The 14,467-nt window shown below is 65.2% G+C and carries 10 protein-coding genes; 6 read left to right on the forward strand and 4 right to left on the reverse strand.

The window, feature by feature from the left end:
* Window positions 1–50 precede the first annotated feature (50 nt).
* Complete coding sequence (locus tag SCA01S_RS07265) at window positions 51–704, forward strand: carbonic anhydrase (RefSeq protein ID WP_022678483.1); 654 nt, start codon at window positions 51–53, stop codon at window positions 702–704.
* A gap of 83 nt (window positions 705–787) precedes the next feature.
* Here SCA01S_RS07265 and SCA01S_RS07270 read toward each other — a convergent pair whose 3' ends face one another.
* A complete protein-coding gene (locus tag SCA01S_RS07270) occupies window positions 788–2,134 on the reverse strand; it encodes a hypothetical protein (protein ID WP_062784407.1) in 1,347 nt (448 codons plus the stop codon).
* 307 nt (window positions 2,135–2,441) lie between these two features.
* Between SCA01S_RS07270 and gyrA the strand changes: the two genes are divergently transcribed.
* From gyrA to trmFO, 3 genes are read left to right on the forward strand one after another with little or no spacing between them, the layout of a single operon-like run.
* The gene (gene gyrA / locus SCA01S_RS07275) at window positions 2,442–5,219 is read left to right on the forward strand and encodes a DNA gyrase subunit A (protein ID WP_062784408.1); all 2,778 of its coding nucleotides are present in this window, start codon (window positions 2,442–2,444) and stop codon (window positions 5,217–5,219) included.
* Window positions 5,216–5,566, forward strand: coding sequence for a DUF952 domain-containing protein (locus SCA01S_RS07280; RefSeq protein ID WP_022678486.1), 351 nt, complete (start codon window positions 5,216–5,218; stop codon window positions 5,564–5,566). Before gyrA ends, SCA01S_RS07280 begins: the two co-directional genes overlap by 4 nt.
* Before the next feature lie 3 nt (window positions 5,567–5,569).
* Complete coding sequence (gene trmFO, locus SCA01S_RS07285; protein ID WP_062784410.1) at window positions 5,570–6,907, forward strand: methylenetetrahydrofolate--tRNA-(uracil(54)-C(5))-methyltransferase (FADH(2)-oxidizing) TrmFO; 1,338 nt, start codon at window positions 5,570–5,572, stop codon at window positions 6,905–6,907.
* 119 nt (window positions 6,908–7,026) lie between these two features.
* On the opposite strand, the gene SCA01S_RS07290 is transcribed toward trmFO, so the two are convergent.
* From SCA01S_RS07290 to SCA01S_RS07300, 3 genes are read right to left on the reverse strand one after another with little or no spacing between them, the layout of a single operon-like run.
* Window positions 7,027–8,817, reverse strand: a complete 1,791-nt coding sequence (locus SCA01S_RS07290; protein WP_062784412.1) for an acyl-CoA dehydrogenase C-terminal domain-containing protein — start codon at window positions 8,815–8,817, stop codon at window positions 7,027–7,029.
* A gap of 15 nt (window positions 8,818–8,832) precedes the next feature.
* Window positions 8,833–11,166 (reverse strand): 3-hydroxyacyl-CoA dehydrogenase/enoyl-CoA hydratase family protein, encoded by a 2,334-nt coding sequence (locus SCA01S_RS07295; RefSeq protein ID WP_062784414.1) that lies wholly within the window; start codon window positions 11,164–11,166, stop codon window positions 8,833–8,835.
* Window positions 11,166–12,299, reverse strand: a complete 1,134-nt coding sequence (locus tag SCA01S_RS07300) for a thiolase family protein (RefSeq protein ID WP_062784758.1) — start codon at window positions 12,297–12,299, stop codon at window positions 11,166–11,168. Before SCA01S_RS07300 ends, SCA01S_RS07295 begins: the two co-directional genes overlap by 1 nt.
* Window positions 12,300–12,564: 265 nt before the next feature.
* On the opposite strand from SCA01S_RS07300, the gene SCA01S_RS07305 reads away from it, so the two are divergent.
* Together SCA01S_RS07305 and SCA01S_RS07310 are read left to right on the forward strand one after the other, a co-directional pair.
* Window positions 12,565–12,990, forward strand: a complete 426-nt coding sequence (locus SCA01S_RS07305) for a DUF2147 domain-containing protein (RefSeq protein ID WP_062784416.1) — start codon at window positions 12,565–12,567, stop codon at window positions 12,988–12,990.
* Window positions 12,991–13,075: 85 nt separating this feature from the next.
* The gene (locus tag SCA01S_RS07310) at window positions 13,076–14,377 is read left to right on the forward strand and encodes an OmpP1/FadL family transporter (protein WP_022678492.1); all 1,302 of its coding nucleotides are present in this window, start codon (window positions 13,076–13,078) and stop codon (window positions 14,375–14,377) included.
* Window positions 14,378–14,467 lie beyond the last annotated feature (90 nt).

The raw sequence follows: 14,467 nt of genomic DNA on the forward strand, positions 1-14,467 counted from the left end.
TAACTTGGGGCACTTGAAAGTGCCAATCGAACACGGCATGGCGTTTGCTCATGGCAAACGCGACATCCCCCGAGCTGGATCAGCTCCTCGCCGGCTACCGCCGCTTCCGTGACCATGGTTGGACCCCGCATCGTGAGCGCTGGGAGCGCTTGCGCGAAGGGCAGGAACCCAAGGTGATGATCATCGCCTGTTCCGACAGCCGCGTCGACCCGGCCCAGGTGTTCGACACCGATCCGGGCGAAATGTTCGTGGTGCGCAATGTGGCAGCCATGGTGCCGCCGTTCGAAACCTCGCCCGGTCATCACGGTGTTTCGGCCGCGCTGGAATTCGCCGTGCAGGTGCTCAAGGTCAAGGAAGTCGTGGTGATGGGCCACGGCATGTGCGGCGGCTGCCGCGCCGCGCTGACCCAGGAAATGGCCGGGGCCGCACGCGGCGCCGGTGGCTTTGTGGCCGACTGGATTTCGCTGCTCGACGAGGCACGCAAGCCGGTGGTCGAAGAGCACGGCACCAGCGGCCGCACGGCCGAGCGCGCGATGGAACTGGCCGGCGTGAAGGCCAGCCTTGCCAACCTGCGCACCTTCCCGTGGGTGAAGGAAAAGGAAGACGCCGGCGATCTTACCTTGCGCGGTGCATTCTTTGCCATTTCCGATGGCATCCTGCACCTGCTGGACGAGGAAACGGGCACGTTCGCCCCGGCAGCCTGATTTCAGTTAGCAAAAAGATCCCAGAAAGGAAAAGGGCGGCCCCGCAAGGAGCCGCCCTTCAACCTTTGTGGCGTTAAAGGCGCTTACTTGGCGCCCTTGGTCACCACATACTGGATCCACAGCTGCGCCAGAGGCAGGCGCACGCCGCTGGTGATCGTGGAAAACGCTGCCTTGGCTTCATCGTACTTGCCCTGATCGGCCAGCGCGATGCCCAGGCGGGTTTCGATGCGGTCCTTGTCGGCTTGGGCTGCGATGCCCTTGCTCAGCGCCGCCTTGTAGAGCGTTTCGGCCTTCGCCGCATCGCCATACGAGAGATAGGCGTCGGCGGTGATCGCCGAGAGCTTGCCATCGGCGGTCTTGGCCGCATCGCGTTCCATGGCCGGGAGCGAGGCCTTGTCGCCAGCGGCGATACGGGCCTTGGCCTGGGCCAGTGCATCAGACACGAACGGGTCGGATGCCTTGAGCGCACCAGAAGCAATGCCCTGTTCGGCCAGCTTCTGCACTTCACCGGGCAGACGACGCGGGTCGGCCGCCTGGATGTATTCCACGAATTCGCGGCCGGTGTACTGCTTGTCGACGCCCAGCGCGCCGGTGCGTTCGAACAGGCGGCCCAGATCGACCGACTCTTCCTTGCCGAACTGGCTGAATTCGCGGGTCAGCTGGCCAGCGCCGAGCCAGTTGATCGGGGTGGGATCAGCCGCAACCGACAGCAGGCCCCATTCGATCGCCTGCGGGCCCAGCTTGGCGTTGTAGGCAATGACCTGGCCACGCTTGTACCAGCTCACCGGCACGGTGCCGTTTGCGGCCTTGCGTGCGGCGATGGCAGCCTTGAGCGCGTCGAGCGCCTGGGTCGGCTGGTTCTGCTGGACATAGGAATCGGCCAGCAGTTCGGCGGCGTTGTCTTCGCTGTAGTTGGCGTCGACGGCAGCGCGCAGCGCCTTGGTGGCGGTGGCATAGTCCTTGTTCTGATAGGCAGTGGCGCCCAGGAAGTACTGCACCATCGGCACCTTGTCGGCGCTGAGCTGGCCGCTGTCGGCCATGTTCTGCAGGCCCTTCTGCTGCAGCGCGCCGTCACCCATCGCGCCGCCCAGGATCTGCTGCCACTGGCCCAGGATCAGGCGATCGAGGGGAGTCTTGGCGCCGGCTTCCACCGGGCCGATTTCACCGGCCAGCTTCTGCGCGCCTGCCTTGAATTCAGCCTCGGGGGCCTTGCCCTTGGTGGCCTGCCAATCGTTGAACGACTTCTGGAACGGCGCGGCCGCTGCCGCAAATTCCTTGGAGTTGCCGCCAGCGGCAGGCTGCTCCTTCTTGGCTTCCTTGGCGATCGCAGGAGCGATCATGCCGCCAAGACCAAGCCCCGATGCCAGCGCAACGGCCATCGCCGTGCGCGCAACCGTGCCCTTACCCGAATTCCACAAAGAACCGCGCATCTCTTATCTCCTGTTCGACCCCGACGGTGCCCGTGTCGCATGTTTCGGATTCACGTGGCCCCGCCGTTTACCCTGGTCGGCCCTGCGCTAGTGGCGCGGAATGGCTCCCTTGGCAACTCTGCGCTTGCTAGGTGGCATGGGGTGAACGCGGATTGAATGGCATTTCGTCCTGCTGTTCAGGCAGCTTGTCGCATGTGTGGAAAAGTGATGGTTAGTTGGGTCGGAAACGGCATGGTTTGCTGGCCTTTTGCGCGCAAGGCGCCTAGGGCGGTTACTTTCCAGACAACGAAATGACAAAGCCACCATCGTGAGCGACGACACCCCGAACCTCGATCCCACCCCCGGCACGCCGGACCACGAATTCCAGCGGATCGACATCGTCGACGAAATGAAGACCAGCTACCTCGATTACGCGATGAGCGTGATCGTGGCGCGTGCGCTTCCCGATGTGCGCGACGGGTTGAAGCCGGTGCATCGCCGCATCTTGTGGACCAGCCACGAGAACGGCTTCACCTCGACCAAGCCCTATCGCAAGTCTGCGCGTATCGTCGGCGATACCATGGGTAAGTATCACCCCCATGGCGACGCGGCGATTTACGACGCGCTGGCGCGCATGACCCAGGACTGGTCGATGCGCCTGCCGCTGATCGACGGCCAGGGCAACTTCGGCTCGATGGACCCCGATCCGCCAGCCTCGATGCGCTATACCGAAGCGCGCCTGGCCAAGGTGTCGGACTCGCTGCTGGCCGATATCGACAAGGACACGGTCGACTTCCAGCCCAACTATGACGGGGCGGAGCACGAGCCGCAGGTTCTGCCGGCGCGCTTCCCCAATCTGCTGGTCAATGGCGCCGGCGGCATCGCGGTAGGCATGGCCACCAACATTCCGCCGCACAATCTGGGCGAAGTGATCGACGGCTGCCTGGCCTATATGGACAACCCGTTGATCACGATCGACGAGCTGATCCAGATCATTCCCGGCCCCGATTTCCCCACCGCCCCGTTGATCCTGGGCGCCGCCGGTGCGCGCAAGGCCTATACCGAAGGCCGTGGATCGATCGTGATGCGCTGCCAGCACGAGGTGGAGGAAGGCCGCGGTCGCGACGCCAACCGGCGCTCCATCGTGCTCACCTCGATCCCCTATCAGGTCGGCAAGTCCAACCTGGTCGAAAAGATTGCCGAGGCCGCCAAGGACAAGCGGATCGAGGGCATTTCCGACATTCGCGATGAATCCAACCGCGAAGGCGTTCGCGTCGTGGTGGACTTGAAGCGCGATGCCTCGCCCGAGGTCGTGCTCAACCAGCTGTGGCGCAATACCCCGGCCCAATCCAACTTCCCGGCCAACATGCTCGCCATCCGTGGCGGGCGTCCGGAAATCCTGACCCTCAAGGATATCATCGAAAGCTTCGTGCGCTTCCGCGAGGAAGTGATCACGCGGCGCACCAAGTTCGAGCTGAACAAGGCGCGCGACCGCGCCCACGTGTTGCTTGGCCTGGTGGTGGCGGTCACCAACCTCGATGAAGTGGTCAAGATCATCCGCGGCTCGGCCAATCCGGCGCTTGCCCGCGAGGCGCTGCTGGCCCGCGAATGGCCGATGGGCGAAATCGCGCCCTATATCCGCCTGGTCGAGGCGATCGAGGACGACGCGGTTGCCGGCGAAGGCACCTATCGCCTCTCGGAAATCCAGGTCCGCGCGATCCTTGACCTGCGCCTGCACCGCCTGACGGCGCTGGGCCGCGACGAAATCGGCGAGGAACTGGAAAAGCTGGCCGCCGCGATCGCCGAATACCTGGCGATCCTGGCCGATCGCCAGAAGCTTTACGCCGTGATGCGCCAGGAACTGGTGGAAGTGCGCGCGGCCTATGCCACGCCGCGCCTGTCCCAGATCATGCCGGCCGCCGATGGCATCGACGATGAAGACCTGATCGAGCGTGAAGACATGGTCGTGACCGTCACGCTCGATGGCTATATCAAGCGCACGCCCCTTTCCACGTTCCGCGCCCAGGCGCGCGGCGGCAAGGGCCGCTCGGGCATGGCGACCAAGGAAGAGGATGCCGTCGCGACGATGTTCGTGGCCAGCACCCACACCCCGGTGCTGTTCTTCTCCACCGCCGGCAAGGTCTATCGCCTCAAGGTGTGGCGCCTGCCCGAAGGCGGCGCGGCCACCCGGGGCCGCCCGGTCGTCAATCTGCTGCCCGCGCTTGACCAGGGCGAAACGATCGCCGCCGTGCTGCCCTTGCCCGAAGACGAGGCCGAATGGGGCACGCTCAACGTCATGTTCGCCACGGCCAAGGGCAACGTACGCCGCAACGCGATGGATTCGTTCGCCAATATCCCGTCGAACGGCAAGTATGCCATGAAGTTCGAGGAAGATGCCGACGATCGCCTGATCGGTGTCGCGCTGCTGTCCGAAGGGGACGATGTGCTGCTGGCCAGTCGCGCCGGCAAGGCCATCCGTTTCCCGGCCGACGACGTGCGCGAGTTCCAGAGCCGCACGTCCACCGGGGTGCGCGGCATGGCGCTCAAGGACGGGGACGAGGTCATCTCGCTGTCGATCCTGCATCGCGCCGGCGTCAAGGACCAGGACGAGCGCGAGGATTACCTGCGCTTTGCCCCGTGGAAGGCCGAGAAGGAAGGCGAGCCACAGATGAGCGCCGAACGCTACCAGGAACTGGTGGCCAAGGAGCAGTTCATCCTCACGGTCTGCGCCAACGGCTATGGCAAGCTGTCTTCGGCCTATGAATATCGCCGTACCGGCCGCGGTGGCCAGGGCATTACCAACATTGACAACATCGGCCGCAATGGCCCGGTCGTCGCCAGCTTCCCCGCCTCGCAGGCCGACCAGCTGATGCTGGTGACCGACCAGGCCAAGCTGATCCGCCTGCCGCTTTCGTCGCTTCGCGTGATCGGGCGCGGATCGGCCGGCGTGCGCCTGTTCAACGTTTCGGGTGACGAGCACGTGGTGGGCGCGGTGCGCCTGGCCGAGCAGGACGCCGAAGACGGTGAAGGTGAAGCGATCGCGGACGAAGCAACCGGCGGCGACGCTGCCGAAAGCGATGGCGCAGAAGGCGGCGCTGACGAATGAGCGGGCATCCCGTGATCGCCTACAAGGTGCTGACCGCGCCGCAGCGCGCCGAACTGGAACAGGGTTCGTTCGGCGGCGCGCCGGTCGATCTGGCCGATGGCTATATCCACATGTCCACGGACGATCAGCTGACCGTTACCGTGGACAAGCACTTTGCCGGGCAGGATGACCTGCATGTGGCCGCCATCGACCTGTCGGGCTTTGGCGAAACCCTGAAATGGGAAGTGTCACGCGGCGGGGCGCTGTTTCCCCATCTCTATGCCCCGTTGCCGCTGGCCGCGGTGGTGGCGATGGAGCCGCTTTCGCGGCAAAGCGATGGCAGTGTGGCGCTGCCGCGGGCGCGCTGAACGATGACGCACCAGATTCACATCATCGGCGGCGGCATGGCCGGCAGCGAGGCTGCCTGGCAACTCGCCCGGCGTGGCTTTCGCGTGCGGCTTTCGGAAATGCGCGGCAGCGGCGAAACCACCGCCGCGCATCAGGGCGATGGGCTGGCCGAACTGGTCTGCTCCAACTCGTTCCGCTCGGACGATGACGAAAAGAACGCAGTAGGCCTGCTGCATCACGAGATGCGCCGCTGCGACAGCCTGATCATGGCCGCCGCCGACAAGGCGCGCGTGCCCGCCGGCTCTGCCCTGGCGGTGGACCGCGACGTATTCTCGGCCGCCGTCGAAGCGGCGCTGCGCGAACTGCCCAACCTGGAAGTGGTGCGCGAACGCGTCGATGCCCTGCCTGCCGAGGGCATGACCATCGTGGCCACCGGGCCGCTGACCGCTGCGTCGCTCGCCAGCAGCATCGGCACCGCCACGGGCGCGGAAAGCCTGGCGTTCTTCGATGCCATTGCCCCCATCGTCTATCATGATTCGATCGACATGGACGTGTGCTGGATGGCGAGCCGCTGGGACAAGGCCGCCGGCCCGGAAAGCACCGGCAAGGACTATATCAACTGCCCGATGAACAAGGAGCAGTACCAGGCATTTCGCCAGGGCCTGCTCGATGGTGACAAGACCGTGTTCAAGGAATGGGAGGCCAACACCCCCTATTTCGACGGCTGCATGCCGATCGAGGTGATGGCCGAACGCGGCGAGGACACGCTCCGCTTTGGCCCGATGAAGCCGGTTGGCCTGGACGATCCGCGCACCGGCCGCTGGCCCTATGCCGTGGTGCAGCTGCGCCAGGACAACAAGCTGGGCACGCTGTGGAACATGGTGGGCTTCCAGACCAAGCTCAAGCATGCCGAACAGGTGCGCCTGTTCCGCACCATTCCCGGCTTGGAAAACGCCGAATTTGCGCGCCTGGGCGGCTTGCACCGCAATACGTTCATCCACTCGCCCACGCTGCTCGACCGGCAGCTGCGCCTGAAATCAGCGCCGCGCATCCGCTTTGCCGGGCAGATCACCGGCTGCGAGGGCTATGTCGAAAGCGCGTCGGTGGGGATGCTGGCGGGCCTGATGGCAGCGGCAGAACTGGCCGGCCGGCCGTGGACGCCGCCGCCGGTAACCACGGCGCTGGGCGCCCTGCTCGGCCACATCACCGGGGACGCTGAAGCCGACACCTATCAGCCGATGAACGTGAACTTCGGGCTGTTTCCGCCGGTCGATCCATCGGTGAAGAAAAAAGTGCGCAAGGAAGCCTATACCACGCGCGCCAAGGCCGATTTTGGGCCTTGGCTTGAGACGTTGGCGTAAGGCTTCCACCACCCCCACCCCCTCCTCTAAAGAGGATGGGGCTTTCAGATCAATGCCTTACCTCCCCCTCCTCTTCAGAGGAGGGGGTCGGGGGGGTGGTGCGAAGCCTTACCCAAGCCTCAGAAAGCTTCCTCGGCAAAGTCCATGACCGAGCCCTTGCCGGCCTTGATCGCCAGGTACAGCGAGGCCGACTGCGGCAGCAGCTTTTCATAGAAGAAGCGCGCGGTGTCGATCTTGGCCTTGTAGAACGCCGCTTCGCCAGTGCCCGACATCAGCTCGCGCGAGGCAAGCTTGGTGGCCTTGGCAAAGCAATAGGCCATGGCGACCAGGCCCATCAGGCGCAGATAGTCGGTTGCCGCCGCGCCGCCTTCCTCAGGGTCTTTCATGCCACGTTCGGCGATGATTGCGGTTGCACCCTGCAGCGCTTCGAAGGCGCGCTTGAGGCCGGCAACCATCTTGCCGATCGCCGGATCTTCCAGGTTGGCGTCGATGAAATCGCTGACCGGATGGAAGAAGCTGCGCAGATAGCGGCCCATTTCGGCGGGCAGCTTGCGGCCCACCAGGTCAAGCGCCTGGATGCCGTTGGTGCCTTCATAGAGCATGGCGATGCGCGCATCGCGCATATACTGCTCCACCCCGCTTTCGCGAATGAAGCCATGACCGCCATAACACTGCACGGCAAGGCTCGCGCTTTCGAGGCCCAGGTCGGTGAACATCGCCTTGACCACCGGGGTCATCAGCGCAACGAAGTCCGACGCGCGCTGGCGCTGTTCCGGCTCTGCCCCATGCTTTTCGGCATCGAGCGCGCGGGCGACCCACGCGGAAACGCCACGGCAGCCTTCGTTCCACGCGCGCATGGTCAGCAGCATGCGCCGCACATCGGGATGCACGATGATCGGATCGGCCGGCTTGTCGGGATGCTTGGTGCCCGACAGCGAGCGGCCCTGGAGGCGATCCTTGGTGTACCACACGGCCGACTGATAGGCAGCCTCGCCAATGCCCAGGCCCTGGATGCCCACGCCCACGCGCTCGGCATTCATCATCGTGAACATGGCTTCGAGGCCGCGATGCGGTTCGCCCACCAGCCAACCCTTGGCATCTTCGAACAGCATCTGGCACGTGGCCGACGCCTTGAGGCCCATCTTGTGCTCGATCGCGGTGCAGCGCGCACCGTTGCGCACCGACGGGTTGCCATCGGCATCGGGCAGGTACTTGGGCACCAGGAACAGGCTGATGCCCTTCACGCCCTTGGGCGCATCGGGCAGGCGCGCCAGCACGAGGTGGACGATGTTGGTCGTCAGGTCATGCTCGCCAGCCGAGATGAAGATCTTGGCGCCAGACAGCTTGTAGCTGCCATCCTCGCCCGGTTCAGCGCGGGTGCGCAGCAGGCCAAGGTCGGTGCCACAGTGCGGCTCGGTCAGGCACATGGTGCCCGACCATTCGCCGCTGACCATCTTGGGCAGGTATTCCTGCTTGAGCGTGTCGTTGGCATAGACGGTGAGCGCGGCGATGGCGCCGTTGGTGAGGCCGGGATAGAGGCTGAACGACACGTTGGTGGCGCAGATCATCTCTTCCACCAGCTTGCCCACGGCCTCGGGCGCGCCCTGCCCGCCCCATTCCGGCGGCAGGACAAGAGCGTTCCAACCGCCCTCGGTAAAGGCCTTGTAGGCCTCGATAAAGCCCTTGGGCGTGCGGACCACGCCGTTTTCCAGGGTGCAGCCTTCCTCATCGCCGCTGCGGTTCAAAGGCAGCAGCACGTCCTGGCACAGCTTGGCGGCTTCAGACAGCACGGCCTCAGTCAGGTCAGGCGTGAAATCAGCAAGCGCGGGAATGTCACCAAAGCCGTCGTCGGTGTGCAATTCGTTGAGCACGAAGCGCATGTCGCGCAGGGGAGCGGTATAGATCTGCATGGCAAATCTCCTCAATCAGTTGCGAAGCGGCTTGCCGGTCTTGAGCATATGCTCAATCCGGGCCTGTGTCGCGGGGTTACGGACGAGGCTGGTGAATTCCCGGCGTTCGGCAGCCAGCAGTTCATCCTCGGTCACGGTATCGATCAGGTCAGCATCGCCGCCGGTCAAGATGCGCGCAAGGGCACCCGATACCACCTCGTCATGCGAGGTGGCCATGCCGCGGGCGCGGAAGCCCTGCACCGCCATGTCGAGCGCGGCCTTGCCACCGGCACCCGGCAGGCGGAACACCGGCGGTTCGGGCGGCTGATAGCCTTCAGCCAGGGCCAGAACGCGGGCCTTGGCATCGGCCAGAAGACGATCACGGTTCATCGTCACCTGGTCGGTCGGGCGCAGGAAGCCGAGTTCGATCGCCTGGGCGGCCGACTTGGACACCGTGGCGGTCGACACCGTTTCGAACACCTTGGCCACGGCCGGCATCGGCCCCTTGGGCAGCGCCGGATTGTGCCGCCAGCGATCGAGCAGTTCGCCATTGCCGCCCCAGCCCGGCACGAGGCCGACACCGCATTCGACCAAGCCGATATAGCTTTCGGCGTGCGCCTGGATGGCGTCGCAATGCAGCAGGACTTCGCAGCCGCCGCCCAGCGCCATCCCCGATGGCGCGCCGACCACCGGGAACGGCGCATACTTGAGCGCCTTCATCGCCTGCTGGCCACCGGCAACGAGCTTTTCGATCTCGCCCCAAGCGGCGATGTTCATGGCGAACAGCGCCAGGCCCAGGTTGGCACCCGCCGAGAAGTGGCTGCCTTCGTTGTAGATCACCAGGCCCTTGAACTTTTCCGCCACCAACGGAATGGCCTGGCCGATCAGCTTCATCACCTCGGCATCGAGCGCGTTCATCTTGCCGGTGAATTCCAGCGCGGCAACGCCATCGCCAACGTCCCAGAGCGCGGCAGAGGCGGTCTTGAGCAGGGGCTTGGCGGCCAGCTTGATGTCTTCGAGCAGCACCACACCCGCGGCATGCGCCACATCGTGGTATTCCCCATCAAGGCCCAGCGCCTGGCGCTTGCCCGCTTCGACCCTATAGAACGGGCGACCAGCAGCGAGTTCGACGATGGCCGGAACCGGCTTGCCTTCGGCCTTGAGGCGTTCGGCAAAGGCGGCCGTGCCGAGCTTGTCGATCAGTTCGAACGGGCCTGACTTCCAGTTGTAGCCCAGCTTCATCGCCACATCGATGGCAACGATATCGTCAGACGCGCTGGGGACGAGCGACGCGGCATAGGACAGCGTCGGCGCCAGCACGGCCCAGGCATAGGCACCCAGCTTGCCGGGCAGGCCAACCAGCGCCTTGAGATCCTTGAACACGGCGCCGGGCAGCGATGGCGGCTTGGCGGCAGCGCGGTATTCGCCGGTGGCCAGATCGATCGCTTCCTTGCGCTTGCCCGCCTCGCGGTTGAGGCGATAGAAACCGCCCTTGCCCTTGCGCCCGGTATAGCCATCGGCGATCATCTTCATGATCAGCGGATGATCGATCGCGATGGCGCGATAGGCATCATCTTCCGGCAGCGTGGCGGTAAGGCTCGCCTTCAAGTGCGGCATCAGATCGATGCCGACCAGGTCAACCAGGCCGAACACGCCGGTCTTGGGCACGCCCATCGGCTTGCCCACCACGGCATCGGCTTCTTCCACGCTCAGCCCCAGATCGATCGCGGCGTTGATCGCCTGCTGGATCCAGAACGTGCCGACACGGTTGGCCAGAAAGCCTGGCGTATCCTTGGCGCGCACCACGGTCTTGCCCAGCGCGCGATCGGCAAAATCGCTGACCCGCGCCACCAGAGCAGCATCGCTGGCTGGCCCCGCCACCACTTCAAGCAGGCGCATGTAGCGCGGCGGGTTGAAGAAGTGCGTGATCAGGAAATCACGGGCAAAGCCTTCGCCGCGCCCGGCGATCAGCTGTTCGAGCGGGATCGTCGACGTGTTGGACGAAACCGCCGTGCCGGGGCGGCGCACGCCTTCGAGCTTTTCATAGAGCGCGTGCTTGAGATCGAGCCGTTCGACAATCGCTTCGATCACCCAGTCGCACTCGGCAACGCGGGGCAGATCGTCTTCGATATTGCCAACCTCGACCAGCTTGGCGGCGCGCTTGCTCATGAACGCCGCCGGCTCGGCCTTGGCCAGGCGATCGAGCGCGCCCTGGGCCACCGCATTGCGGTCGGCCGGATCGCGCACGATGTCGAGCAGCAGCACCGGCACGCCGGCGTTGGCCACCTGGGCGGCGATGCCGGCGCCCATGGTGCCCGCGCCGATGACGCAGACCTTCCTGATGGACTCGCTGTGGGTTGCCTCTGGCATCAGATCGCCTCCAGAACCGTGGCGATGCCCTGGCCGCCGCCGATGCACTGCGTGGCGAGCGCATACTTGCCGCCCGTGCGCTGCAACAGGCTGGCCGCCTTGCCGACGATGCGCGCGCCAGTGGCGCCCAGCGGGTGGCCCAGCGCGATCGCGCCGCCATCCAGGTTGATCTTCGCCTGATCGAGGCCAAGATCGGCAATGCAGGCCAGCGCCTGGCTGGCAAAGGCTTCGTTCAGCTCGATCACATCGAGATCGGACACGGAAATGCCGGCACGCTCCAGCGCCTTGCGGCTGGATTCGACCGGGCCGATGCCCATGATTTCCGGCGCGCAGCCGGAAATGGCCATGGCCTTGATCCGCGCCAGAATGGGCAGGCCATGGGCGCGGGCATAGTCTTCGCTCGCCACGATCACCGCGCTCGCGCCATCGGTCAGCGGCGAGGACGTGCCGGCCGTGACCGTACCGGTGGCGCTGAACGCGGGCTTGAGCCCAGCGAGGGTTTCGGCGGTGGTGCCGGGGCGCGGGCAGCCATCGGTATCGACGAGGCCAGCCTTGGTTTCGATGCCGACGATCTCGTCCTTGAGCTTGCCAGCGGCGATGGCAGCAGCAGCCTTGTCCTGGCTGGCGACGGCGAAGGCTTCCTGTGCCTGGCGCGACAGGCCATACTGGCTGGCGAGGTTTTCGGCGGTGTCGCCCATGCCGATATAGGCCTGGCTGGCCTTGGCCAGGGCCGGATTGGGCAGCGGGTTGAAGCCCATCATCGGCACCCGGCTCATCGATTCGACCCCGGCGGCGATGAACAGCTCACCCGCGCCGGCTGCGATCTGGCCCACGGCATAGTGGATCGCGCTCATCGACGAACCGCAGAAGCGGTTGACCGTCATGCCGCCGACCGAACGCGGCAGGCCGGCAATCATGCCGATCAGGCGCGCGACGTTAAAGCCCTGTTCGCCTTCGGGAAAAGCGCAGCCGACGATCAGATCCTCGATCGCGGCGGCGTCAATGCCGGTGCGCTGGACCAGCGCCTTGACCACAGCCGCGGCAAGATCGTCGGGCCGGGTACGGGCAAGCGCGCCCTTGCCGGCAAGGTGGAACGGTGACCGGGCATATCCGGCAATGACCGCATTCGGCATGATTTCTGGCATCCTCGTCAGGTGGGGCAGCTGCCGCCTGTGCCTCCGATACCACGGAATCACCCTTGGCGCTGCTTTCGTCCGTAATGGTGCTCAACTTTCCCTATACGTCAACCAAAATTTGGGGCATAGAGTGAGTCGCACACCGGCAAAGGCAAGAAAGGCCGGGTGATAACCGGATACCGAAACGCACGAGGCGCGCTTTGGGTTCTTGGGTCGAGGATGAAGAACGATGAGAGGTAAGCCGTTATTGGCCATCACCGTAATGTCCCTGATGGGGGCAGCGGCGGCCACCTATGCTCCGGCCTCCTACGCTGCCGGACAATCCGCATCCGAACAGGCCATCGGCCGCTGGGCCACGCCCACCAAGCACGGCATCGTTGAAATTGCCCCGTGCGGCGCGTCGATCTGCGGGCGCCTGGTCGAATCCGACAGCATCCGCGCCAATCCGGCCTTTGCCGACGGTAAAAACAAGAATCCGGCCCTGCGCAGTCGTCCGCTCAAGGGGCTGACCATTCTGCAAGGTTTTGCGCGCAGCACCGACGGTTGGGAGGGTGGCTCGATCTACAATCCCGAAGACGGCGGCACCTACAAGGCGACGATCACGATCGCCGATGCTGACACGCTCAAGCTCAAGGGCTGCATCGTGTGGCCCTTGTGCAAGACCCAAACGTGGAAGCGCCTGCGCTGATGCAGCCGGAGCCGGCCAGACCAAACACCACCGGCACCGTTGAAACCACAGACACCACAAAAATTCGCATGGGAGTGAGAGAGAGATGAACCTGAACCACCGCCGCACGCTGGCCTGCGCCGTGCTTCTGGCCGGCACCGCCGGACTTGCCAGCCCTGCCCTGGCAGGCGGCTTTTATCTTCAGGACCAGTCCGCCAAGGCCACCGGCCGCGCCTATTCGGGCGAAGTGGCCGACACGGGCGCGGAAAGCCTGTGGTGGAACCCCGCCAGCATCGGCGGCATGACCGGCGGCGAAGCCATGCTGAGCGCCACCGGCATCCTGCCCTCTGGCGACGTGGTCAACAACGGCACCCTGATCAAGCGCCCTGGCCAGCCTGCCACGGCGGTGGGCGGCGACAGTGTGGCCCACAACCCGATCCACAAGGGCGTCGTGCCCTCGGGCGCGATCGCGCATTCGCTGGGCAACCGCGTGGCCGTGGGCCTGGCGGTGACTGCGCCGTACAACTTCACCACCGAATATTCGAACAGCAGCTGGGCACGCTATACCGCGCTGACCACGCGCCTGCGCACGGTCGACATCCAGCCCTCGCTGGCCGTGCAGCTGACCCCGGTGATTTCCATCGGCGGCGCGGTGAACGTCGAACATGCCGATGCCACGCTGGGCAATGCCCTGCCCAACCTGCTGGCCGTGCTGCCCGATGGCAGCCAGACGCTTAGCGGCAAGGGCTGGGATGTGGGCTGGTCGGCCGGTACGCAGTTCCGCGGCAAGACCGTGACCGTGGGCCTGAGCTACAAGTCGGCCATCAAGCACAAGCTCAAGGGTGACGTGACGATTGCCGGCCTGCTCGGCCCGCTGGCGGCGAACAACGCCAACATCTCTACCGAGGCAGACTTTACCACGCCCTGGCAGCTGACGTTCGGTGGCCGCTGGACGGTAACGCCGGGCTTTACGCTCAACGCCCAGGCAACCCGCTTTGGCTGGTCCAAGTTCAACGCGATCCAGCTGGGCAGCCCGCTCAACACCGCGATCCCCGAAGACTATCGCAACACCTGGGCGGTTGCCGTCGGCTTTGACGCTGACCTCAGCCCCAAGTGGACCGTTCGCGGCGGCGTGCAGCGTGACGTTTCGCCCGTTCGCCCGAACGAACGCGATGCCCGCGTGCCCGATAGCAACCGCTGGAACTTTGCCTTGGGCGCCACCCATGCGTTCAGCCGCGCGTTCAAGATCGACGTTGCCGCCAACTACCTCACCCTCGCCGATGCGCCGGTCAACCGCTTGACCGCCGCCTATGCCGGCACGCCGGCGCAGACCCCGATCCTGGTCAACGGCATGCTGCAAAAGGCCCATGTCGTGGTGCTGTCGCTGGGCGGACGGGTCGCTTTCTGATCGCCCGAAGGCGCCGGGGCCCTCTTGGCCTCGGCGCCATTTCCCTCCCTCTTGCCGGAACCTGACATGGTCGCTGCCCCCCCGATCGAG

Source organism: Novosphingobium capsulatum NBRC 12533, from assembly GCF_001598375.1.
GTDB lineage: Bacteria > Pseudomonadota > Alphaproteobacteria > Sphingomonadales > Sphingomonadaceae > Novosphingobium > Novosphingobium capsulatum.